Below are 21,343 nucleotides of genomic sequence, written 5' to 3'. Positions count from 1 at the left end.
ACGCGATGCGGTGTCCGAACCGCTTTTGCGCGCGGCGCACGCCGTGCTAGAATCCGCTCCTCATTGGGGAGTAGCCGCTCCGCTCGATGTCCCGCGCCACCGGCGCGCATCGTGACGGAGGCGTCCGTCAACAGACTTGGCCGTTCGGCCATGGCGGGCGCAGCCACCGAAGGCCTGGCGAGACCGATGGTTCACAGTGCGCCGCATCAGGGCCGGGCGCGCCGTGGATCGTCGCTCGCACGCATAGCAACAGGCCCGTGGAACCCCGTACGTGACCCAAGCCTTCCTGATCTCCACCGGCGCCGTCGCCCTCGCAGAAATCGGCGACAAGACGCAACTGCTTTCCCTCGTGCTCGCCGCGCGCTACCGCAAGCCCGTTCCGATCATTCTCGGCGTGCTGGTCGCGACGCTCGTCAACCACGGCTTCGCGGGCGCGCTCGGCGAATGGCTCGGCGCGCTCGTCACGCCGTCGATCATGCGCTGGGCGCTCGCGTTCTCGTTCATCGGGATGGGGCTGTGGATCCTGGTGCCGGACAAGCTCGACGCCGACGAAGCCAACGCGAACCGCTCGCGGCTCGGCGTGTTCGGCGCGACCTTGGTCGCGTTCTTCCTCGCCGAAATGGGCGACAAGACCCAGATTGCGACCGTCGCGCTCGCCGCGCGCTTCCAGGATTACATCGGCGTCGTCGCCGGCACGACGTTCGGGATGATGCTCGCGAACGTGCCGGCGATCCTGCTCGGCGACCGCTTTGCGCACCGCCTGCCGACGAAGGTCGTGCACGGCATCGCGGCCGTGCTGTTCGTCGTGCTCGGCGCGCTCGCGCTGTTCGGCGTCGGGGCATGACCCGCGCGGCGCGGCGGCCGGCCGGCGGCCGCGGCAGCGCCATCGCCTGCTACTTGACCGCCGCCGCCCCCGACGCCGGCGCGGCCGACACCGCGCGCTCGTTGGCCGCCGGCGCGGCCGGCCCGCCCTTCTTGTCGACCGGCAGCCGCACCGTCCTGACCGCGCCGTTGCCGAGCGGGAAATCGGCGAGCGCGCTGCGCGCGAGGAACGGCATCGCGTACAGCAGCGCGCCGTTGTCGCCGGTCGTGCGCGCGGTCACGTTATAGACTTCCTTGCCCGTCGCGCGCTCGGTGATGCGGATGCCGAGCGTGTAATCGAACACCTGATACGTCTGGTTCACGTAGCCGGTCGGCATCGGCCCCCAGGGCCCCCACGGGCCCCACGGCCCGCGCCGCCAGTACGGCCCGGGGAACCAGGGGTCGTAATAGACCGGCTGCGGCACCGCGACCAGGTCGCTGCCGATGCCGTAGGTCAGCCCGACCAGGTAGCGGGCGCTCGCCTGCGGCACCTGGCGGAACGCATACGACGACAGTTCGTTGGCAACGATCGGCTCGTAGGTCGACTGCTCGATGCTGTTCCTCTGCGCGTCGCTGCGCGTGAAGGCATAAGTGCGTGTCGCGTCGCTGCCGCTCCAGTCGGAGAAGGCCGTGACCTGCGTCGTCACATAGCTGGTGCAGCCGGCCAGCAGCGCCACGCACAGCGCCACCGCCCAACCTGCACCGCGAAAAATCCGTTCGCGTCTCATGATCATCCTCGTCAATCCGTCACCCGATCGTCGCGTCGCGCGAAACGGTCGGGATGCCGATAATACGCGGACTGTCCGAAACGGTAAAAAGTTCGCACGGCACGCAAACTCAAGCCTTTGTACAATGGGCCGGTTCGCCGGGCCCGCGCCGCGCGCCCGTTCCCGATTCCACCGACCTCGACGACCATGTCCGACAACGCCTCCTCCCCCGTGATCCGCCGCGCCGACTACACGCCGCCGGCCTTCCTCATCGATTCCGTCGCGCTCGAATTCGACCTCGCGCCGGCCCGCACGATCGTCAGGAACACGATGCGCGTGCGCCGCAATCCCGACGCCGCGCCCGCCCCGCACCTGGAGCTGATGGGCGAGGCGCTCGAATTCGTCGCCGCATCGCTCGACGGTGCGCCGCACGCGGCCGTGCGCGCGCACGAGCGCGGGCTGACCGTCGAGAACGTGCCCGACGCGTTCGAGCTGACGCTCGACAGCGCCTGCGCGCCGGACCAGAACACGACGCTGTCGGGCCTTTACGTGTCGGGCGGCAACTTCTTCACGCAATGCGAGGCCGAGGGCTTCCGCCGCATCACCTATTTCCTCGACCGTCCCGACGTGATGGCGTCGTACACGGTGACGCTGCGCGCCGACAAGGCCGCATACCCGGTGCTGCTGTCGAACGGCAACCTGGTCGATTCCGGCGAGCTGCCCGACGGCCGCCACTACGCGAAGTGGGAAGACCCGTTCAGGAAGCCGAGCTACCTGTTCGCGCTCGTCGCGGGCAAGCTTGTCGCGATCGAGGAAAAGATCACGGCCGGCTCCGGCAACGAGAAGCTGCTGCAGGTGTGGGTCGAGCCGCAAGACCTCGACAAGACCCGCCACGCGATGGATTCGCTGATCCACTCGATCCGCTGGGACGAGAAGCGCTTTGGCCTCGAGCTCGATCTCGACCGCTTCATGATCGTCGCGGTCGGCGACTTCAACATGGGCGCGATGGAGAACAAGGGACTCAACATCTTCAACACGAAGTACGTGCTCGCGAACCCGGAAACGGCGACCGACACCGATTTCGCGAACATCGAATCGGTCGTCGGCCACGAGTACTTCCACAACTGGACCGGCAACCGCGTGACCTGCCGCGACTGGTTCCAGCTCAGCCTGAAGGAAGGGCTGACGGTGTTCCGCGACCAGGAATTCTCGGCCGACATGGCCGCGGGCGACGACGCGAACGCCGCGGCCCGCGCGGTCAAGCGCATCGAGGACGTGCGCGTGCTGCGCCAGCTGCAGTTCGCCGAGGACGCGGGCCCGATGGCGCACCCCGTGCGCCCGGAAAGCTATGTCGAGATCAACAACTTCTACACGATGACCGTCTACGAGAAAGGCTCGGAAGTCGTGCGGATGTACCAGACGCTGTTCGGCCGCGACGGCTTCCGCAAGGGGATGGACCTGTACTTCAAGCGCCACGACGGCAACGCCGTCACTTGCGACGATTTCCGCCACGCGATGGCGGACGCGAACGGCCGCGACCTCGCACAGTTCGAGCGCTGGTATAGCCAGGCCGGCACGCCGCGCGTGACGGTGAAGACCGCGTATGACGCGGCCGCGCGCCGCTACACGCTGACCCTCGCGCAGGGCTTCGGCGACGCGTCGCCCGCCGCGCGCGAGACGCAGAAGGGTCCGCTCCTGATTCCGTTCGCGATCGGCCTGATCGGCCGCGACGGCCGCGACCTGCCGCTGCGACTCGACGGCGAGGCGGCGGCCGCCGGCACGACGCGCGTGCTCGAATTCACCGACGCCGAACAGGCCTTCACGTTCGTCGATGTGCCGGAGCAGCCGCTGCCGTCGCTGCTGCGCAACTTCTCCGCGCCGGTGATCGTCGAGTACGACTACAGCGACGACGACCTCGCGTTCCTGCTCGCGCACGACAGCGATCCGTTCAACCGCTGGGAAGCGGGCCAGCGCCTCGCGACCCGCGCGCTGCTGACGCTCGCCGCGCGCGCAGCCGCAAACGAGCCGCTCGCGCTCGGCGAGAATTTCGTCGCCGCGTTCCGCCGCGTGCTGACCGACGACGCGTTGTCGCCCGCGTTCCGCGAGCTCGCGCTGACGCTGCCGTCCGAAACCTACCTCGCCGACCAGATGGCCGAGTCCGATCCGGCCGCCGTGCATCGCGCGCGCCAGTTCGTGCGCCGCCAGCTCGCGACCGCGCTGCGCGCCGACTGGCTCGCCGCGTACGACGGCCAGCAGACGCCGGGCGCCTATGAACCGACGCCGGACGCCTCCGGCCGCCGCGCGCTGAAGAATCTCGCGCTCGCCTACCTCGCGGAACTGGAAGATCCGGCCGACGCGGTGCGCGTCGCGAGCGCGCAATACGACGCGGCGAACAACATGACCGATCGCGCGGCCGCGCTGGGCGCGCTGCTGTCGGCCGCCGCGGCCGGCGCGAACGAACCGGCCGAGCATGCACTGGCCGACTTCTACCGGCGCTTCGAAAAGGAAGCGCTGGTGATCGACAAGTGGTTCGCGATGCAGGCGGCGCAACGCGGCACGCCCGCGCGCCCGACGCTCGACAAGGTCCGCAGGCTGCTCGCACATCCGGCGTTCAACCTGAAGAACCCGAACCGCGCGCGCTCGCTGATCTTCAGCTTCTGCGCGGCGAACCCCGCGCAGTTCCACGCGGCGGACGGCTCGGGCTACGCGTTCTGGGCCGAGCAGGTGCTGGCGCTCGATGCGATCAATCCGCAGGTCGCCGCGCGCCTCGCACGCTCGCTCGAACTGTGGCGCCGCTTCACGCCCGCGCTGCGCGAGCGGATGAAGGCCGCGCTCGAGCAGGTCGCCGCCGGCGCCAAGTCACGCGACGTGCGCGAGATCGTCGAGAAGGCACTCGCCTGACGCGACCCGTTTCCGCGTCGGCCAAACGCGACAAGGCCGGCGCCGCTCGATGCGGCGCCGGCTTTTTTACGTCCCCCGGCCGGTCGGGCCGGGTTCGGGTCCGGTTCAGGCCGACACGGCCGGCGCCTCCGCCTCCACCCGCGAACGCGCGATCCGCGCGGCCTCGACCATCGCGGTCAGCGCCGCGTCGACTTCGCGCCAGTCGCGCGTCTTCAGCCCGCAGTCCGGATTGACCCACAGCCGCTCGGCGGGAATCCGCGCCAGCGCGCGCTCGATCAGCGCGACCATCTCGTCGCGGCCGGGCACGCGCGGCGAATGGATGTCATACACGCCCGGGCCGATCTCGTTCGGATACGCGAACGATTCGAAATCGTCGAGCAGCTCCATGTTCGAGCGGGTCGTCTCGATCGAGATCACGTCGGCGTCGAGCGCGGCGATCGACGGCAGGATGTCGCCGAACTCCGAATAGCACATGTGCGTGTGGATCTGCGTGTCGTCGGCGACGCCCGACGCCGCCACCCGGAACGCGCGCACCGCCCAGTCGAGATACGCGGCGCGGTCGCGCTCGCGCAGCGGCAGACCTTCGCGCAGCGCCGGCTCGTCGATCTGGATCATGCCGATGCCGGCGCGCTCGAGGTCGACCGTCTCCTGGCGCAACGCGAGCGCGATCTGCAGCGCGGTGGTCGCACGCGGCTGGTCGTCGCGCACGAACGACCACTGCAGCATCGTCACGGGCCCCGTCAGCATCCCCTTCACGGGCTTGTCGGTCAGGCCTTGCGCGTACTGCGCCCAGCCGACCGTCATCGACTCCGGCAAGAACACGTCGCCGTAGATCAGCGGCGGCTTCACGCAGCGCGACCCGTAGCTCTGCACCCAGCCGTTCGCGGTGATCGCGAAGCCCCACAGCAGCTCGCCGAAATATTCGACCATGTCGTTGCGCTCGGCTTCGCCGTGCACGTACACGTCGAGCCCGTACTGCACCTGCTTGCCGATCGCGATGCGGATCTGCTCGCGCATCGCCTCGAGGTAGCCGAGATGATCGAGCGAGCCCGCCTTGAAGTCCGCGCGCGCCTTGCGGATCTCCGCGGTCTGCGGAAACGAGCCGATCGTCGTGGTCGGCAGCAGCGGCAGCTGGAAGCGCGCGCGCTGGCGGCACGCCCGCTCGCCGTAGTGCGCGCCGCGCCGCGCGTCGGCATCCGTCAGCGCGGCGACGCGGCGCTGCACGAGCGGGTTGTGGATGCGGGCCGACGTGCGGCGCGCCTGCGCCGCCGCGCGCGACGCGTCGAGCTCGCCGGCGACGACCTCGCGCCCCTTCACGAACGCATCGCGCAGCACCGCGACTTCACGCGCCTTCTGCACCGCGAACGCGAGCCACTGCTTCAGCTCGGCGTCCAGCTTCGGCTCGTTGCCGAGATCGACCGGCGCGTGCAGCAACGAGCAGCTCGTCGCGATCCACAGCCGCTCGCCCAGTTGCGCGCGCGCCGCCGCGAGCCGCGCGAGCGACCGGTCGAGATCGTTGCGCCACACGTTGCGCCCGTCGACGATCCCGCACGACAGCACCTTGTCGGCCGGATAGCCGGCAAGGATCGCGTCGAGCTGCGCGTCGCCGCGCACCAGATCGACGTGCAGCCCCGCGACCGGCAGCGATTTCAGCAGCGTCGCGTGCGCGTCGACCGATTCGAAGTAGGTCGCAAGCAGCACGCGCGGCGCATGCGGAACCAGTTCGGCGTACGCGGCTCGCGCGGCGTCGCGCCACGCGCCGGGCAGGTCGAGCGCGAAGACCGGCTCGTCGATCTGCACCCATTCGACGCCGTCGGCCTTCAGGCGCGCGAGCAGCGCCTGATACGCGGGCAGCAGGCGCGGCAGCAGCGACAGCCGGTCGGCCAGCCCGTCGCGCGCCTTGCCGAGCCACAGCAGCGTCAGCGGGCCGACGAGCGCGACCTTCACCGGATGGCCGAGCGCCTGCGCTTCGCGCACTTCGTCGAACAGCCATTCGACGCCCGCGCCGAACGTCGTCGACGGCGAGTATTCCGGCACGAGGTAGTGATAGTTCGTGTCGAACCATTTGGTCATTTCCATCGCCGGCTGCGCGACGTTGCCGCGCGCGGCCGCGAAATAGTCGGCCAGCGACAGCCTGCGCGCATCGAAGCCGAACCGCTCCGGCAGCCCGCCGATGTGCGCGAGCATCGTCAGCACGTGGTCGTACCACGCGAAATCGCCGACCGTCACCCAGTCGAGCCCGGCGTCTCGCTGCGCGGCCCAGTGCGCGGCGCGCAGCGTGCTGCCGGTGTCGACCAGCGCGCGCTCGGCGTCGGCGCCCTGCCCGTCGCGCCAGTAGCGCTCGAGGGCGAATTTCAGTTCACGCTGCGCGCCGATGCGCGGGAAACCCAATACGTGTGCAGTGCTCATCTCGATCCTCCAGTAGTCCGGCGAGTATCGGATTTGCCCTATCATTACTCAAACGAAAGTTTTTTCGATTTAGCATGAATAATTTTCAACATCGTATCGTGAAGCAGGCCCGCCGATGATCCGCTCACCGCTCGAATTCCGTCACCTGCAGACGCTGATCGCGTTGCGCGACACCGGCAACCTGTCGCGCGCCGCGCAGTTCCTGTGCCTCACGCAGTCGGCGCTGTCGCATCAGCTCAAGGCGCTGGAGGCGCACTTCGGCTTGCCGCTGTTCGTGCGCAAGTCGGCGCCGCTGACGTTTACGCCGGCCGGCAAGCGACTGCTCGCGCTCGCCGAGCAGGTCGTGCCCGCGATCGAGGAGACCGAGCGCGATATTGCGCGCCTTGCGCAGGGCACGGGCGGCACGCTGCGGATCGCCGTCGAGTGCCATACCTGCTTCGACTGGCTGATGCCGGCGATGGACGCGTTCCGGCAGCGCTGGCCGGAAGTCGAGCTCGACATCGTGTCGGGCTTCCATGCGGACCCGGTCGGCCTGCTGCACCAGGACCGCGCGGATCTCGCGATCGTCGCGGAGGCGGACCCGGCCGAGGCGGTCGACTATCATCCGCTGTTCCGCTTCCAGATCGTCGGCCTCGTCGGCAACGCGCATCCGCTCGCGGCGAAGCCCGCGCTTTCCGCCGACGATTTCCGCACCGAGACGCTGATCACCTACCCCGTCCCCGACGAAATGCTCGACATCATGCGGCAGGTCCTCGTGCCGGCCGGCATCGCGCCGAAGCGGCGCACGTCGGAGCTGACGGTCGCGATCCTGCAGCTCGTCGCGAGCCGGCGCGGCGTCGCGGCGCTGCCGCTGTGGGCGGTCGCCACCTATCTCGACAAGCATTACGTGAGCGCGCGCCCGGTGTTGCGCGGCGACGGCACGACGCTGTCCGGCGAGCTGTACGCGGCCACGCTGCCCGCGTTTTCGTCGCGGCCGTACGCGGCCGATTTCGTATCGACGATGCGCGCGACGTGCGCCGTGGCGCTGCCGGAAATCGAGCTGCTGTGACCGCCCGGCCGTGTAACCGGACGAAAAAAGCCCGTGGGGCCCGGGACGCGGCGGGTAAAATTGCGGCAATTCAAGGATTCATTTGGCCTCTCGGAGTCTGTCATGTCCATTGCCCGCCGCACCACGCTGTCCAAGTTCCTGATCGAACAGCAGCGTGAGACCAACAACCTCCCCGCCGACCTCCGCCTCCTGATCGAAGTCGTCGCCCGCGCGTGCAAGGCGATCAGCTACAACGTGCAGAAGGGTGCGCTCGGCGAAGCGCTCGGCACCGCCGGCAGCGAGAACGTCCAGGGCGAGGTGCAGAAGAAGCTCGACATCCTGTCCAACGAAATCCTGCTCGACGCCAACGAATGGGGCGGCAACCTCGCCGCGATGGCGTCCGAGGAAATGGAGACGTTCTTCCCGATCCCGGCGAACTACCCGCGCGGCGAATACCTGCTGGTGTTCGATCCGCTCGACGGCTCGTCGAACATCGACGTGAACGTATCGATCGGCACGATCTTCTCGGTGCTGCGTTGCCCGGACGGCCAGCAGGCGACCGAGCAGTCGTTCCTGCAGCCCGGCACGAAGCAGGTCGCGGCCGGCTACGCGGTGTACGGCCCGCAGACGGTGTTCGTGCTGACGACCGGCAACGGCGTGAACTGCTTCACGCTCGATCGCGAAGTCGGCTCGTGGGTGCTCACGCAGAGCAACATGCAGATCCCGGCGGAGACGCGCGAATACGCGATCAACGCATCGAACGCGCGCCACTGGTATGACCCGGTGAAGCGCTACGTCGACGAACTGAACGCCGGCAAGGACGGCCCGCGCGGCGACAACTTCAACATGCGCTGGATCGCCTCGATGGTCGCCGACGTGCACCGGATCCTGAACCGCGGCGGCATCTTCATGTACCCGGCCGACAAGCGCACGCCGGACCGCCCGGGCAAGCTGCGCCTGATGTACGAAGCGAACCCGATGTCGTTCATCGTCGAGCAGGCCGGCGGCGCCGCGACGACAGGCACGCAGCGCATCATGGAAGTGCAGCCGACCGGCCTGCACCAGCGCGTGCCGGTGTTCCTCGGCTCGAAGAACGAAGTCGAGCGCGTGACCGCGTATCACACCGAAGGCAATTGATTGCACTGCAGCACTGGACGTGCGGGCAAGACGCACGTACAATCGCGCCTCGCGATGCGGCTCTACGGGGTCACATCGCGGTGAAATGAAATCGGAAGACCTGTCGAAACAGGGGTTTTGCGAAGCAGCTGAAAAAAGCTGAAAAATTTTTCGCAAAACCTATTGCCAAGATCGAAGATTCCACCGTATAATTTCATTTCTCTGCTGCCGGTGTAGCTCAGTTGGTAGAGCAGCGCATTCGTAATGCGAAGGTCGTAGGTTCGACTCCTATCTCCGGCACCAAAGTATTCAAGGGCTTAGCCGCAAGGCTAAGCCCTTTTTACTTTCCAGGCATCAACAGCGAATCCCGACGCCATGCGTCGGGGCGACATGAGACCCCCTCCCCCTAATCAGCGAACGACACCTTGAACAAGATACAAGGCGTACTTTGCCTCTGCCTGCTGCTCATCCCTGCGATCACGACGGCTCATCTGGCGGACGATGACGTTGCGCGGCCGGCGTTCTGTCTCGCCGACTATCGGCAGTCGAATGTCATGCCCAAATGGGCGGACCCGGTCGACGGCTCGACAAGAAGCAGCGCGGCATTGATCTGGGGTCTCCGCGCATCCGAATGGACGTTGGACCTCTACGGCCTGAGGAACATCGGCATACACGGGACGTATGGCCTGATCTGGATAGCGAACGCCGCATTCGCGAACATCGTTCGCTGCGATGCCCAAAAGGCAACGAACGCAGCCCGCTAACGATCCCCGCTCAGTGGCTCCGGCATCGGCCGCGCATGCCCAATCACTTCGCATTCCTTTCCAATCACGAAGCGCCCGCACGCGCGTCGCCCTTTTTTCTTACAGACTCATTTCACCCCGCCTCTGCCGCTTTGCACTGACAAATTCCTTGGAAAATCCGGATCGGGGTGCATAACATTACTTAACGATTCTGACCCGTCTATCGCGCTACATTGCGGGGGCGGCGCTGCGAGATCGACGTGCGACCCATACCGGGTTGCCGGTTCCCGCATGACGTCCGGTCATTTCGACTCGTTACCAGGAGAGGACCACCATGACTCATGGCTTGATAATGTGGCTCATCATCGGCGCGATCGCCGGCTGGCTTGCCGGCGTGCTCGTCAAGGGCGGCGGCTTCGGGCTCATCGTCGACATCATCGTCGGGATCGTCGGCGCAGTCATCGGCGGATGGCTCGCGGGACTGCTCGGCATCCATATCGGCAGCGGCTTCATCGGCTCCGTGATCATCGCGGTGATCGGCGCAGTGATCCTGCTGTTCGTGATCCGGCTGTTCAGGCGAGCGGCCTGACGATCCGCTCGACAGTCCTCTACGCGCGCCTGCGGGCGCGCGTGCGCTTCACCGGCGCGCGGCGCGAACGCCGCGCGCCCCCTCCCTCTCAACGCTGCGTCCCGCGCAGCCAGCCGTCGAGCACGGCAGGCGTCAACAGTCCGCTGCGCGCGTCACGCACGCCATCGCGGCCGATCCACACGGTGCGCGGCAGTTCCCCGCGCCATCCCGCATCGAGCGCCGCGCGCAGGCGTTCCGGCATCGCGTAGGCGTTCGCGTACTGCGCGACGTGCGACGGCAGGCTCATCTGCGCGAGCGCCTGCTCGATCGCCGCGCCGTTCTCGTCGTACGCATCCATCGCGATCATCGCGACGCGCACCTCCGGGTGACGGCGCTGCCACGCGACGAGATGTGCGGCGTTCTCGCGACAGTAGCCGCAGTCGAGCGACCAGATTTCGATCGCGAGCGGTTGCTCGCGCGCGGTCTCGAACAGCCGCCCGACGTCAGCCGCGCGCAGCGGCCGCAGCGCGCCCGCGAGCGCCGACATGCACCAGACCGCGAGGGTCGCCAGCACGAGCAACCGCTTCATTGCCCGCCCTCCACCGCGATCAGGCGATAACCGTCATTGCGCGTGCGCCACGACAAATAGACACGCCCCGCGTCGTCGAGCAGTTGCGGGTTGTCGCTCGCGCCCGACGTCGATGCGATCACGCGCGGGTCCGACCAGTGCGCGCCGCGATCGTCCGAGCGGCGCAGCTTGATCTGCATCGTGTCGCCGTCGAACGCCTTCCACGCGAGCCATACGACGTCGCCGCGCGCGACAAGTGCCGCGTGCGACGCCTGCTCGCCGGGCGCGGCCGGATTCGCACCGAACGCCCAGGCGACGCCGAGCGGCTGCCCGTCGGCGCCGATCCGCGAATAGAACACATCGGCACGGCCGTCGACGACGCCGAACCACGCGAGATGGCGCGTGCCGTCGGCCGTGATCGCGAGCGCCGGACCGTGATCGGGACACGCCTCGACGTGCCAGTTCGAGAACGTCGCGCGCAGCGGCGCGACCGGCACGTCGGCCGGCGCGGGCAGCACCGCGAGCGCGTGATCGCGGATCTGCCCGGGGAACACGTTGCGCCACGCGGCCACGACGCGCCCGGCCGGATCGATCGCCATCGCGATCCGGCAGCATTCGCACGTGTGATCGGTGACCTTGCGCTCGGGCTCGAACGACGCGCCGCCGTCGCGCGACACCGCGTAATAGACGGCCGCGCCGTCGTACGCCTGCCCGGCCGCCCTCGCCGCGCCCAGGTCGCGCTTGTCGATCCACGCCAGATAGATCCGGCCCGCCGGGTCGACCGCCATCATGTCGAAGCGATGCGTGATCATCTGCCGGTCGCGGTGCACGGTGATCGGCACGCTCCACGTCGCGCCGCCGTCCAGCGAGCGCGAGAAGCGCACCATCCCCGTGTACGGCGCGTCGAGCGGCATCGACCACGATACGTAGATCGCGCGACCGTCCGGGCTCGTCGCGACCTTCGGGCGATTCTCGGCGCTCGTATAGATCGGCTCGGGCATCGCGTTGACGGTGACGGGCGCCGACAGCGTGCGGCCCGCGTCGTCGGAATGTGCGACGGTCACATGCTCGCCCTCCACCCACGCAACCCACAGCCGATGCCGCGCATCGAACGCGGCGCCCGTTGCGAGCGGCTGCTTCTGCGCAGCGGGCGCCGCCTGCATGCCCATGTGCGCGGCATGCGGATCGGCGGGCTTCGCCGCCTCATGCGCGCCGGCGACCGACAGCGCCGCGAGCCAGAGCGCACAGCCTGCCGCGAACGATTTCACAGCGACCATTTCAGTTCTCCATAGAAAGTACGGCCCGGATACGGGTGGAACACGTAGTAGCGGCGGTCCGTCAGGTTGTCGATGCCGACCGATGCGACCCAGTGCCGGTCGAAGCGGTAGCGCGCCTTCAGGTCGACGACCGTGAACGAGCTGGTGCCGCCGTAGACGTCCGGATTCACGTCGCTGTTGTCGAGCATGTTGAACTGACGTCCGGAATAGCGAACGCCGACGCTCGCGAGCCAGTGCTCGTCGAAACGGTACGACGCGAGCAGGTTCGCGCGCATGCGCGGAATGCGCGGAAACCGCGAGCCGACATACGCAGGGTTCGCCGCGTCGGACAGGATCTGCGCATTGCTCGCCGACACGTTCGCATCGATGTCGAGCCCTTTCAGCCCGACGTTCTGGCCGCTGAACGCCAGTTCGACGCCGCGCACGCGGACGCGATCGACGTTCGAGGTGTTCGTGACCGTCGACGCGCCCGACACCGTCGTCTGGCTGTAGATCGAATCGCGCAGGTCGCTCTGGAACACGCTCGCGCGCACGACGCCGGCGCCGACGTCGCGCTCGGCCGTGAAGTCCCAGTCGATCGCCTTTTCCGGCCGCAGGTTCGGGTTGTTGTTGACGATCGCGTTGTTCGAGATCGAGCCCTGGAACATCTCGCCGACCGTCGGAAAGCGCGTGCCGGTCGCGAACGACAGGCGGACGCGCCAGACGTCCGTCGCATCCCACTGCAGCGCGACCTTCGGCGACAGCGCATTCGCGCTGCGATCCGCATAGCCGAACGTGCCGCTCGCGTTGCCGAGCGCGCCGCCGTAGGCGTCCCAGCGCTCGTAGCGCAGGCCGAGCGTCGCGAGCCATCCCGGCGCGAAGCGCCACGCGTCCTGCGCGAACAGCGCCTGCGTGCGCGTGTCGCCGCGATAGACGCTCGCGAGCGACGTGATCGGCCCGGCCTGCCAGTCGGCCGTGTTGAACGTGACGTTGCGCAGGAAATAGTTGTCGTAGTGGTAACCGAACGTGAAGGTATGCCCCTTCACCTCCGGCGCTTCCGCCTTCAGGTCGAGCGTGCGCCAGCCGGTGCCGTCGCCCTGGAACTGCGTGCCCGGGCCGCCCTGCGCGGTCGACGCCGCGCGCAGCACGTCGCGCGACACGTCGTACGCGGACACGACGCCCGACAGCCGCCAGCCGGAATCGAGCCGCCCGTTCAACCCGAGCGCGTACAGCCAGTTCTCCTGGTCGCCGCGCTGCGGCGCGAACGCGCTCGGCACAACGGTCATGTTCTGCCCGCCGATCGACACGTTGCCGCCGTACACGGGGTTGCCCGCCGCGTCGCGCAGGAAGGTCTCGCCGTGCTGCCGGTAGTGGTTCTCCCAGTGGCCGAGCGTGAGCGTCGCGTCGACGTGATCGGTGAACGCGTAGCCCATCCGCACCGTCCCGTTGATCTGCTCGGTGCGCTCGATCGACTGCGCGCCGACGATCGTGCGCGGCTTGCCGTTCGGCCCGACGTCGGTCGCGGCGCCGGTGACCGGCACCGCACGGCCGAGCTTCGGGTTGTAGCTCGCGTTCGGGCTCGCATACTGCATCGGCTGCCCGTTGTTTTCGAGGCGGTCGAGTGACAGCGCGAACCAGAAGCGGCCGACGCGATTCGCGATCCGCGCGGTCTGGTGGTTGCCGCCCAGGCTGTCGGCGAACCCGTAGCCGTCGCGGTAGCGTTGCGTGAAGAACTGCGTCGACAGCGACGCCTCGAGCCGCTCCGGCCGACGGGTCGTGAGCAGCACGGTCGAGCCGATCGCGTTGCCCGGATACAGCGCGGAAAAGGGGCCGTAGAGCACGTCGACCCGCGCGATGTCGTCGGGCGGGATCAGCGACCAGCGCGGCGGGTACGCATAGCTCGAACCGAGCAGGTTCGACAGCAACAAGCCGTCGGCATAGACGAGCCCGCGCGCGCTCTGCAGCTCGTTGAAGTCGCGCCCCGCGAACACCGCGTTGCGATCGCCGATGTAGCGCTTGCGCACCATCAGGTTCGGCGCGTACTTCAGCGCGTCCTCGGTGTTGACGTTGGTGTGCGCGTCGATCCGGTCGCGCGAGATCGATTCGATGACAGCCGGCGTGTCGGGGTCGACGGGCTGCCGCTGCGCGGTCACGCTGACGGCGGTGAGCGTGTCGCCGGCCGCGGCCTCGACTGGCGCGGGCGGGATGGCTGCAGGCGCAGGCACGGCAGCGCGGCTTGCCTGCGGGGCCGGCGTCTGGATCGGGTCGACGCGCACGCCGTCCGGCTGCGCCGCATAGGCGGCGGGCCATGCGAAAGCGGCCGCGCAGGCAAGCGCGACCGGGCCGCGCGACGGCCGCGCGGCAACGGTGAATGACATGGATGGTTTCCTGAAAACGTGATCGAACGCCGCCGGGCGCCGACCACACGCCGCGCACGATACGGCGCGGCGCGCGGCCGGCGCCGCGTGCGGAGCGCGCCGTCAGGCGCGCGCGGAATCAGATCGGGACGATTTCAGGCGGAGCGCGCGGTTGGGCGAGACGGATGCCCCTGCGCGTGACGACGGGAAGAGACACGGCCGGCGTGCGGACCGCGAACGCCCGCACGAAACCCGGCAGCGCGGGCAGGCTTGCGCCGAGCGCGACGTTGGCGGCGAAGCCCGGGCAGTACACGCAATGCGGCACGCCCGCATGATCGAACGACGACGCGTTGCGATCGTCGCCCGACTGCGCGAGCACGACCTGGCGGGCACCCGCCGCGCTGCAGAGTTCGAGCGTGAGCCCCCCCGACCCGCTCGACGCCATGCGCGCGTAGCCGACGACGGGCGACAGGACGTTCAGTACCAGCGCCAGCCAGACGAGGCCGATCCATCGCGTCGTTCGTTTCATCGCGGTCCAGGGAAAAGTGCGCGCAAGTATAGCAAGCAGCCTGACCCCTGCCGATTCCGCAGACTGTATGGCGGGTATCGGCGCGAGCGGGTAAACACATGTGCCGCGAATACAACAGAGACAAAATCTAACGATTCGTTGCTGGCATAAATCTGTGCACGAGGCTGATAATCATTGAACCTGTTGGAGAAACGATCATGGACGAAAAGCCGATCCGCGTGCCGCCGCCGGAGCAAGTGATGAGCCCGGACCCGGAACCCGTTGGCGTGGAATTCCTCGCCGAGTTGCCCGAGCACGTGCGGGCGTTCTTCGACGAGCAGCACAAGCTGTACTCGCCGAAGTGAACGGGCGTTCCGCTCAGTAACCGCCACGTGCCGCAAGCCGACATCGTGCGGTTCATCGCTGCGTTTCCGCAGCCGTACGCATCGCACCCGGGTCGCAACGACCTGACGGTGCCGGATCAGTTCGTCCGCTGATTCTTCTGTCGCGTCGCCACGCCGCGCGACTGTCTTCGTCTATTCTTCTGGTTTTCCACTTCCGGCTCGCCCGGTCCCCGCTCGTTCCGATGAAGCACGCAATTCGCGCCGGCCTCGCCGCGGCAGCGCTCGGCCTCGCCCTCTTCTCCTCGCCACGCATCGCCGCCGCCGACGGCGACGACACGGCGCTGACCAATCTCGTCGCGCTTGCCTCTCAGCGCCTCGCGCTCGCCGAGCCGGTCGCGCGCTGGAAGTGGGCGAACGGCAAGCCGATCGAGGATCGCCCGCGTGAAGCCGCGCTGCTCGCGTCCGTCGAGAAGCGCGCGACGCAGGCCGGTATCGATCCGGCGTTCGCCCGGCGGTTCTTCGAGGATCAGATCACGGCCAGCAAGGACGTGCAGAACGCGCTGTTCGCGACGTGGCGGGCGACCCGGCCGCCAGAAGACACGCCGCCCGATCTCGCGACCAGCACACGCCCGAAGCTCGACCGGCTCACGCAGGCGATGCTGACCGGGCTTGCGCAGGTCGAGCCGCTGCGGGCCGCACCCGACTGCCAGATGCGGCTCGCGCGCAGCATCGCCAACTGGAAGGCGCTGACGCGCTACGACGCGAACCAGGCACAAGCGCTCAACACAGCGCTGTCGCATGTGTGCGCGGCGGGCGGCGCAAGCGCGATCGGCTGACGCGTCAACCAGCGCTTGCGGCGGCCGTGGCCGTTGATCGGCGCGCGCCGCGCCCTAACCCGCAGGCGCGAGCGCGGCCAGGGGAATCAGTTGCAGGCCGCGCGCAAGGTGCGTCTGCAGCAGCCGATAGGTAGAGGGCTCGAACGTCCCGGCCGTTTCGTCGACGGCCAGCCGCGCGGCTGCGTCGAGCGTCTCCACCGCGCCGAGATAGCGCCAGCCATCGATCACGTGAAACAGCCGGCGCTCGCCGTGCGCCTCGAACGCGACCGCGCCGTCGAACGGCCACGGCGCCACCGCACCCGCGCGCGCCGCGTCGGCCGGACGACGATTGGATGTCGGACGCAACCGCGCAATCCACTGCGCTTCGGCGAGCATCGCGCCGAGTTCGTTACCGGTCTCCCGCCACTCGACGCGCCGCACCTGCTGGGCGAGCCGCAGTTCCTTCGACGAGCGCCGCTCGCCGGTCAGCAGCGCACGCAGCCGTTGCCGCACCCGCACGCTGCGCCCGACATAGAGCGGTTCGTCCGCTTCGCCGAACAACGCATAGGCGCCGCATCCCGCCGGCGCGGTGTCGAGCCACGCCTCGGTCAGTCCGCCCGCCAGGCGGAAATGGCGTGTCGTGCGGGTGATCTGGTCGCGCAACCGCTCGAGCGGCACGGTCTCGTGCAACTGGCGCCAGAACTGCCACAGCAGGTCGGCATCCGCGAGCGCCCGGTGCCGCGCGGACGGCACGAGTCCGTGCCGCTGGATCAGCGCGTCGAGCCCGTGCCGCGATTCGCGCGGGAACAGCGCGCGTGACAAGCGCACGGTGCACAGGACGTCAGGATTGAATGCCAACCCGGTGCGCTCGAACTCGGCGCGCAGGAAACCGCGGTCGAAGCTGGCGTTGTGTGCGACGAACAGCTTGCCGTCGAGCCGATCGAACAGCGCGGGCGCGAGCGATGCGAACGACGGCGCATCGCGCACCATCGCCTCCGAAATGCCGGTCAGTTGCTGAATGAACGGAGGAATCGGCTGCCCGGGATTGACGAGCGAGGTCCACGTCGACACGCCGAGCGGGCCGATTTCGACCACGCCGATTTCGGTGATGCGGTGCTCGGCGGATGAGCCGCCAGTGGTTTCGAGGTCGACGAAGACGAGCGGTTGCTCGCAGGCGGGATCGGTCGAACGGGAATCGGACATGAATGAACAGGAAAGCGACGCTTCCGTGAGTATGCACCGGCAGGCCCGTCCACGGCCAGCGTGAACCCACGCATCACGATTCCGCACCTGAATGCAAAAAGCCCCCGACGAAGCGGGGGCTCGGACGTGATCAGCAATGCGTGGCGCGTCAGATCGCCTGGATATTCGCAGCCTGCTTGCCTTTCGGCCCGACTTTCACGTCGAAAGAAACACGCTGATTTTCCTTCAGCGTTTTGAAGCCATCCATCTTGATTTCGGAAAAGTGCGCAAACAGATCCTCACCGCCATTGTCTGACGTGATAAAACCGAAACCTTTAGCATCGTTAAACCATTTCACGATACCGGTATCCATACCTTCGTTCCCCACTCGATTTGATCAAAATAGCTATTTTTTATAGCCGTTTCCCGAAATCCCGAAGCGTCGCATCTGATTTCAGCCATATACGCCGCCCCGAGGACGGAGTGCTGACTTTATAAATTGGAAAATCCAGGTGCGTCAAGTGGATTTTTATCGAACGCTTTATAAAAATAACGCTATTGCCAATGGAATCGGTACCTGATCCGCTTCTGCAATTAGATTTCGCACCAAATCCCGTCATTGTTACCTTGCACGATTCACCGATAATCCACGCCGGGAAAAACCTACCGGGGTCGAATCGAATCGGTAAAATGCTCGGTATTTCTACGGGTTGCAAATCACGAACGACGTTGCGATGCTGAAGCCACACCCACGCGACGGAGAAAGCCATGTGGCTGGACGGAATCAAGCGCTTCGCGAGCCGGCTCGGCCGCGTCCGCAGGAAGTCCCGCGCCCTTGCCGACCCTGCACGTGAACAGCCTTGCGAGGCCGAATTCGATACGACGTGGCATGGCGACCACTGGCAGAACCTGCTGGCGTCGCCGCTCGATGCGCGTCATTACGTGATGGAAGACTGGGCATACACGCCGCCGCCCGCCGAAGCCAAGGACACGCCGCCGCCCCGCAGGCGCAGGCGCCGCTTGTACGAACAATAGGAAGCGAAACCGACGGACGAAAAAAAAGCGCGACTGGAAAGTCGCGCCGACAAAGGTTTGGAGATCTTTTCCGTCAACGAAAAAGTCTGCTTCGGAAAGCAGAGATCGCAGTATAGCGACATAACATCCTTTCATTATCCATGCTCCGCACAAACCTCTATTGCCGAAGCGACAATAATGGCGCTCGTGCAATAGGCGTCGCCGGATAGCCGCCTGTCGCGGCCGCGCAACGCCCGACTGCGCCGCCGCGTCACACCGAATTCTCGCGGCGATGCAGCAAACCCTTGATGGACACGGCTTCCGAGCCACCCGCCCATCATTGCTAAATTCTAAATACAGTATTTCTTAAAGTACCCCCCTCCCCGCTCGGGGCCGCTCCTTACACTTCAATTGAATTTTGAGACAAAGGGTATCAAGCCCGTCCGGCATCAGCGCAGAAGCCACGCGCCACGCCTGGGCCAGCAACAGGTTCGCTTCCCATCATCCGGTTTGGAGACAAATCAATGAAAAAGACCCTGGTTGTTGCAGCACTGTCTGGCGTGTTCGCGACCGCCGCGCACGCACAAAGCAGCGTCACGCTGTACGGCCTGATCGACGCCGGCATCACCTACACGAATAACCAAGGCGGCCACAGCGCCTGGCAGCAAACGACCGGCTCGGTCAACGGCAGCCGCTGGGGCCTGCGCGGCACCGAGGACCTCGGCGGCGGCCTGAAAGCGATCTTCACGCTGGAAAACGGCTTCGGCATCAATAACGGCACGCTCAAGCAGAACGGCCGCGAATTCGGCCGCCAGGCGTTCGTCGGGCTTTCGCACAACGTGTACGGTTCGGTCACGCTGGGCCGCCAGTACGACAGCGTCGTCGACTATCTCGGCCCGCTGTCGCTGACCGGCACGCAATACGGCGGCACCCAGTTCGCGCACCCGTTCGACAACGACAACCTGAACAACTCGTTCCGGATCAACAACGCGGTCAAGTACCAGAGCGCGGACTACAACGGCCTGAAGTTCGGCGCGTTGTACGGATTCTCGAATTCGAGCAATTTCGCGAACAACCGCGCATACAGCGTCGGCGCGTCGTACAGCTTCATGGGCTTCAACGTCGCGGCCGCGTACATGCAGTTGAACAACAACGTGAACGGACTGGCGCAGGCGGTCAGCGATCCCGGCGCAGTCGCGGGCGACTGGACGTTCGCGGCCAGCCGTCAGCGCACCTGGGGCGCGGGCCTGAACTACTCGTTCGGCCCGGCAACGGCCGGCTTCGTGTTCACGCAGACGCGCCTGACCGACAGCGTCGCGATCAGTGCCGGCCAATCGGGCGTGTCGGGCGGCATCACGGGCCTGTCGGGCGGCACCCGCTTCAACAACTATGAAATCAACGGCCGCTATGCGCTGACGCCGGCACTGTCGCTCGCCGGCTCGTACACGTACACCGACGGGCGCCTCGTCGGCCAGTCGCCGAAATGGCATCAGTTCAACCTGCAGGCCGCCTACGCGCTGTCGAAGCGCACCGACGTCTATCTGCAGGGCGAATACCAGAAGGTCAATTCGGATGGCCTGCCGCTCCGCGCGAACATCAACGGTCTCGGCACGGCTTCATCGAGCGACAAGCAGGTCGCGGTCACGGCCGGCCTGCGCCACCGCTTCTGAGCGTCGCCGGACCGCCCTGTCCGCCGCAGCATCACGAAGCGCCCCAGCCGGGGCGCTTTTTTCGTTGTGCGGCAGCGCAGACGCGTTCAAGCCGCGCCCGGCTCCGGGTAGTGCACGTCGAGCACGTCGATCGGCTGCGGGCCGGCGGGCGTCATCAGCGTGACGGTGTCGCCGATCTTCGCCTTCAGCAGCGCGCGCGCGACGGGCGAGATCCAGCTCACGTGACCGTGGTCGAGATCGACCTCGTCGATGCCGACGATCGTGATCGTATGCTTCTCGCCGTCCGGCGTCGCATAGTCGACGGTCGCACCGAAGAACACCTGGTCGGTGTTCTCCTGCCGGCTCGCGTCGACCACCTCGGCGATGTCGAGCCGCTTCGTCAGGAAACGGATGCGCCGATCGATCTCGCGCAGCCGCCGCTTGCCGTAGATGTAGTCGCCGTTCTCGGAGCGGTCGCCGTTCGACGCCGCCCACGACACGAGCCGCACGACTTCGGGCCGCTCTGCGTCGATCAGGTTCAGCAACTCGTCCCTGAGGCGCTTGTGCCCCGCGGGCGTGATGTAATTTTTCGAGCCCGCCGGGATCGCCGTCTGGGCCTGGTCGAGATCGTCGTCGTCGCCGTCCGACTCTTTGACAAACGCCTTGTTCATGGTGCACGTTCAAACATGAATTGCAGATACTTCAAGGGTACACGATGGACCGGCCGGCAAGCCCGTGCCCAACAATTTGCGAATAAGGCTTCCCTTTTTACGCGGCCCTGCTATAATCCCTCTTCTGCGTGCGGCTGTAGCTCAGTTGGATAGAGTACTTGGCTACGAACCAAGGGGTCGTGGGTTCGAATCCTGCCAGCCGCGCCACTAATTTCGAGGGCCTTCCGAATCGAAGGCCCTTTCAGTTCGATGCAGTACCGTTTTGCGTGCGGCTGTAGCTCAGTTGGATAGAGTACTTGGCTACGAACCAAGGGGTCGTGGGTTCGAATCCTGCCAGCCGCGCCATTTTTTGGGGGCCTTCCCATCGCAGAAGGTTCCGACAGTTGAAGTAGTACCGCTTTGCGTGCGGCTGTAGCTCAGTTGGATAGAGTACTTGGCTACGAACCAAGGGGTCGTGGGTTCGAATCCTGCCAGCCGCGCCACTTCAGAAGGGCCTTCCTCCGGGAAGGCCCTTTTTCTTTGCCCCCCCCCTTTTTCCCCTCTTCCCCGCTCGATTTCACCGCGCCGATTCGAATCCGAATCAAATCGCCGACACACAAACAAGAACGGCGGCCGAGGCCGCCGTTCTTGTTTGTGTGAGCACTCGC

The 21,343-nt window shown here is 66.9% G+C and carries 19 protein-coding genes, 4 tRNA genes and 1 riboswitch; of the genes, 14 read left to right on the top strand and 9 right to left on the bottom strand.

The window, feature by feature from the left end:
* Positions 1-53 precede the first annotated feature (53 nt).
* Positions 54-192: riboswitch (yybP-ykoY riboswitch) on the top strand.
* Between the two features lie 79 nt (positions 193-271).
* On the top strand, positions 272-844 hold the full coding sequence (locus tag ACFIMZ_RS05490; protein ID WP_059483129.1) for a TMEM165/GDT1 family protein: 573 nt from the start codon (positions 272-274) through the stop codon (positions 842-844).
* Positions 845-893: 49 nt separating this feature from the next.
* Here ACFIMZ_RS05490 and ACFIMZ_RS05485 read toward each other — a convergent pair whose 3' ends face one another.
* Positions 894-1,589 (bottom strand): DUF4136 domain-containing protein, encoded by a 696-nt coding sequence (locus tag ACFIMZ_RS05485; protein WP_431821749.1) that lies wholly within the window; start codon positions 1,587-1,589, stop codon positions 894-896.
* 186 nt (positions 1,590-1,775) lie between these two features.
* Between ACFIMZ_RS05485 and pepN the strand changes: the two genes are divergently transcribed.
* The gene (gene pepN, locus ACFIMZ_RS05480) at positions 1,776-4,469 is read left to right on the top strand and encodes an aminopeptidase N (protein ID WP_431821748.1); all 2,694 of its coding nucleotides are present in this window, start codon (positions 1,776-1,778) and stop codon (positions 4,467-4,469) included.
* Between the two features lie 105 nt (positions 4,470-4,574).
* Here pepN and metE read toward each other — a convergent pair whose 3' ends face one another.
* Complete coding sequence (gene metE / locus ACFIMZ_RS05475; protein WP_431821747.1) at positions 4,575-6,878, bottom strand: 5-methyltetrahydropteroyltriglutamate--homocysteine S-methyltransferase; 2,304 nt, start codon at positions 6,876-6,878, stop codon at positions 4,575-4,577.
* 115 nt (positions 6,879-6,993) lie between these two features.
* Here metE and ACFIMZ_RS05470 point away from each other — a divergent pair, with 115 nt between their 5' ends.
* The 5 genes from ACFIMZ_RS05470 (at position 6,994) to ACFIMZ_RS05450 (ending at position 10,353) form a co-directional block, all read left to right on the top strand.
* Positions 6,994-7,926, top strand: a complete 933-nt coding sequence (locus ACFIMZ_RS05470) for a LysR substrate-binding domain-containing protein (RefSeq protein WP_431821746.1) — start codon at positions 6,994-6,996, stop codon at positions 7,924-7,926.
* 102 nt (positions 7,927-8,028) lie between these two features.
* A complete protein-coding gene (locus ACFIMZ_RS05465; RefSeq protein WP_431821745.1) occupies positions 8,029-9,042 on the top strand; it encodes a class 1 fructose-bisphosphatase in 1,014 nt (337 codons plus the stop codon).
* Positions 9,043-9,248: 206 nt separating this feature from the next.
* A tRNA-Thr gene (locus ACFIMZ_RS05460) sits at positions 9,249-9,324 on the top strand.
* Between the two features lie 122 nt (positions 9,325-9,446).
* Positions 9,447-9,785 (top strand): hypothetical protein, encoded by a 339-nt coding sequence (locus tag ACFIMZ_RS05455; RefSeq protein WP_431821744.1) that lies wholly within the window; start codon positions 9,447-9,449, stop codon positions 9,783-9,785.
* A gap of 313 nt (positions 9,786-10,098) precedes the next feature.
* Complete coding sequence (locus ACFIMZ_RS05450; protein ID WP_029226457.1) at positions 10,099-10,353, top strand: GlsB/YeaQ/YmgE family stress response membrane protein; 255 nt, start codon at positions 10,099-10,101, stop codon at positions 10,351-10,353.
* A gap of 88 nt (positions 10,354-10,441) precedes the next feature.
* Here ACFIMZ_RS05450 and ACFIMZ_RS05445 read toward each other — a convergent pair whose 3' ends face one another.
* The 4 genes from ACFIMZ_RS05445 to ACFIMZ_RS05430 form a co-directional block, all read right to left on the bottom strand.
* The gene (locus tag ACFIMZ_RS05445; RefSeq protein ID WP_431821743.1) at positions 10,442-10,921 is read right to left on the bottom strand and encodes a TlpA family protein disulfide reductase; all 480 of its coding nucleotides are present in this window, start codon (positions 10,919-10,921) and stop codon (positions 10,442-10,444) included.
* Positions 10,918-12,177, bottom strand: coding sequence for a sialidase family protein (locus ACFIMZ_RS05440; RefSeq protein ID WP_431821742.1), 1,260 nt, complete (start codon positions 12,175-12,177; stop codon positions 10,918-10,920). Before ACFIMZ_RS05440 ends, ACFIMZ_RS05445 begins: the two co-directional genes overlap by 4 nt.
* Positions 12,165-14,534: a TonB-dependent receptor gene (locus tag ACFIMZ_RS05435; protein WP_431821741.1), complete on the bottom strand. Its 2,370-nt coding sequence runs from the start codon at positions 14,532-14,534 to the stop codon at positions 12,165-12,167. Before ACFIMZ_RS05435 ends, ACFIMZ_RS05440 begins: the two co-directional genes overlap by 13 nt.
* Before the next feature lie 118 nt (positions 14,535-14,652).
* Positions 14,653-15,042: a DUF2946 domain-containing protein gene (locus tag ACFIMZ_RS05430; RefSeq protein WP_431821740.1), complete on the bottom strand. Its 390-nt coding sequence runs from the start codon at positions 15,040-15,042 to the stop codon at positions 14,653-14,655.
* Positions 15,043-15,239: 197 nt separating this feature from the next.
* On the opposite strand from ACFIMZ_RS05430, the gene ACFIMZ_RS05425 reads away from it, so the two are divergent.
* Both ACFIMZ_RS05425 and ACFIMZ_RS05420 read left to right on the top strand, forming a co-directional pair.
* Complete coding sequence (locus ACFIMZ_RS05425) at positions 15,240-15,386, top strand: hypothetical protein (protein WP_431821739.1); 147 nt, start codon at positions 15,240-15,242, stop codon at positions 15,384-15,386.
* A gap of 221 nt (positions 15,387-15,607) precedes the next feature.
* The gene (locus ACFIMZ_RS05420) at positions 15,608-16,201 is read left to right on the top strand and encodes a chorismate mutase (RefSeq protein ID WP_431821738.1); all 594 of its coding nucleotides are present in this window, start codon (positions 15,608-15,610) and stop codon (positions 16,199-16,201) included.
* A gap of 54 nt (positions 16,202-16,255) precedes the next feature.
* Here the strand turns inward: ACFIMZ_RS05420 and ACFIMZ_RS05415 are convergent, their stop codons facing one another.
* Together ACFIMZ_RS05415 and ACFIMZ_RS05410 are read right to left on the bottom strand one after the other, a co-directional pair.
* Positions 16,256-17,383, bottom strand: a complete 1,128-nt coding sequence (locus tag ACFIMZ_RS05415; protein ID WP_431821737.1) for an exonuclease domain-containing protein — start codon at positions 17,381-17,383, stop codon at positions 16,256-16,258.
* A 148-nt stretch (positions 17,384-17,531) separates the two neighbouring features.
* On the bottom strand, positions 17,532-17,735 hold the full coding sequence (locus ACFIMZ_RS05410) for a cold-shock protein (protein ID WP_010091695.1): 204 nt from the start codon (positions 17,733-17,735) through the stop codon (positions 17,532-17,534).
* 395 nt (positions 17,736-18,130) lie between these two features.
* Here ACFIMZ_RS05410 and ACFIMZ_RS05405 point away from each other — a divergent pair, with 395 nt between their 5' ends.
* Together ACFIMZ_RS05405 and ACFIMZ_RS05400 are read left to right on the top strand one after the other, a co-directional pair.
* Positions 18,131-18,397 carry a hypothetical protein gene (locus tag ACFIMZ_RS05405; protein ID WP_431821736.1) on the top strand — a complete coding sequence of 89 codons (267 nt, stop codon included), beginning with the start codon at positions 18,131-18,133 and terminating at the stop codon, positions 18,395-18,397.
* A 503-nt stretch (positions 18,398-18,900) separates the two neighbouring features.
* Entirely contained in the window at positions 18,901-20,046 is a 1,146-nt protein-coding gene (locus tag ACFIMZ_RS05400; RefSeq protein WP_431821735.1) for a porin, read from the top strand.
* A gap of 86 nt (positions 20,047-20,132) precedes the next feature.
* Here ACFIMZ_RS05400 and greB read toward each other — a convergent pair whose 3' ends face one another.
* Positions 20,133-20,696, bottom strand: a complete 564-nt coding sequence (greB, locus tag ACFIMZ_RS05395) for a transcription elongation factor GreB (protein WP_431821734.1) — start codon at positions 20,694-20,696, stop codon at positions 20,133-20,135.
* 130 nt (positions 20,697-20,826) lie between these two features.
* Between greB and ACFIMZ_RS05390 the strand changes: the two genes are divergently transcribed.
* The 3 genes from ACFIMZ_RS05390 to ACFIMZ_RS05380 all read left to right on the top strand — a co-directional run bounded on the left by ACFIMZ_RS05390 (position 20,827) and on the right by ACFIMZ_RS05380 (position 21,178).
* A tRNA-Arg gene (locus tag ACFIMZ_RS05390) sits at positions 20,827-20,903 on the top strand.
* Positions 20,904-20,964: 61 nt separating this feature from the next.
* Positions 20,965-21,041, top strand: a tRNA-Arg gene (locus ACFIMZ_RS05385).
* Between the two features lie 60 nt (positions 21,042-21,101).
* Positions 21,102-21,178, top strand: a tRNA-Arg gene (locus tag ACFIMZ_RS05380).
* Positions 21,179-21,343 lie beyond the last annotated feature (165 nt).

It is taken from the genome of Burkholderia sp. F1 (assembly GCF_050813845.1).
Taxonomy (GTDB): Bacteria; Pseudomonadota; Gammaproteobacteria; order Burkholderiales; family Burkholderiaceae; genus Burkholderia; species Burkholderia ubonensis.
This window is presented reverse-complemented; position numbering and strand designations above follow the sequence as displayed.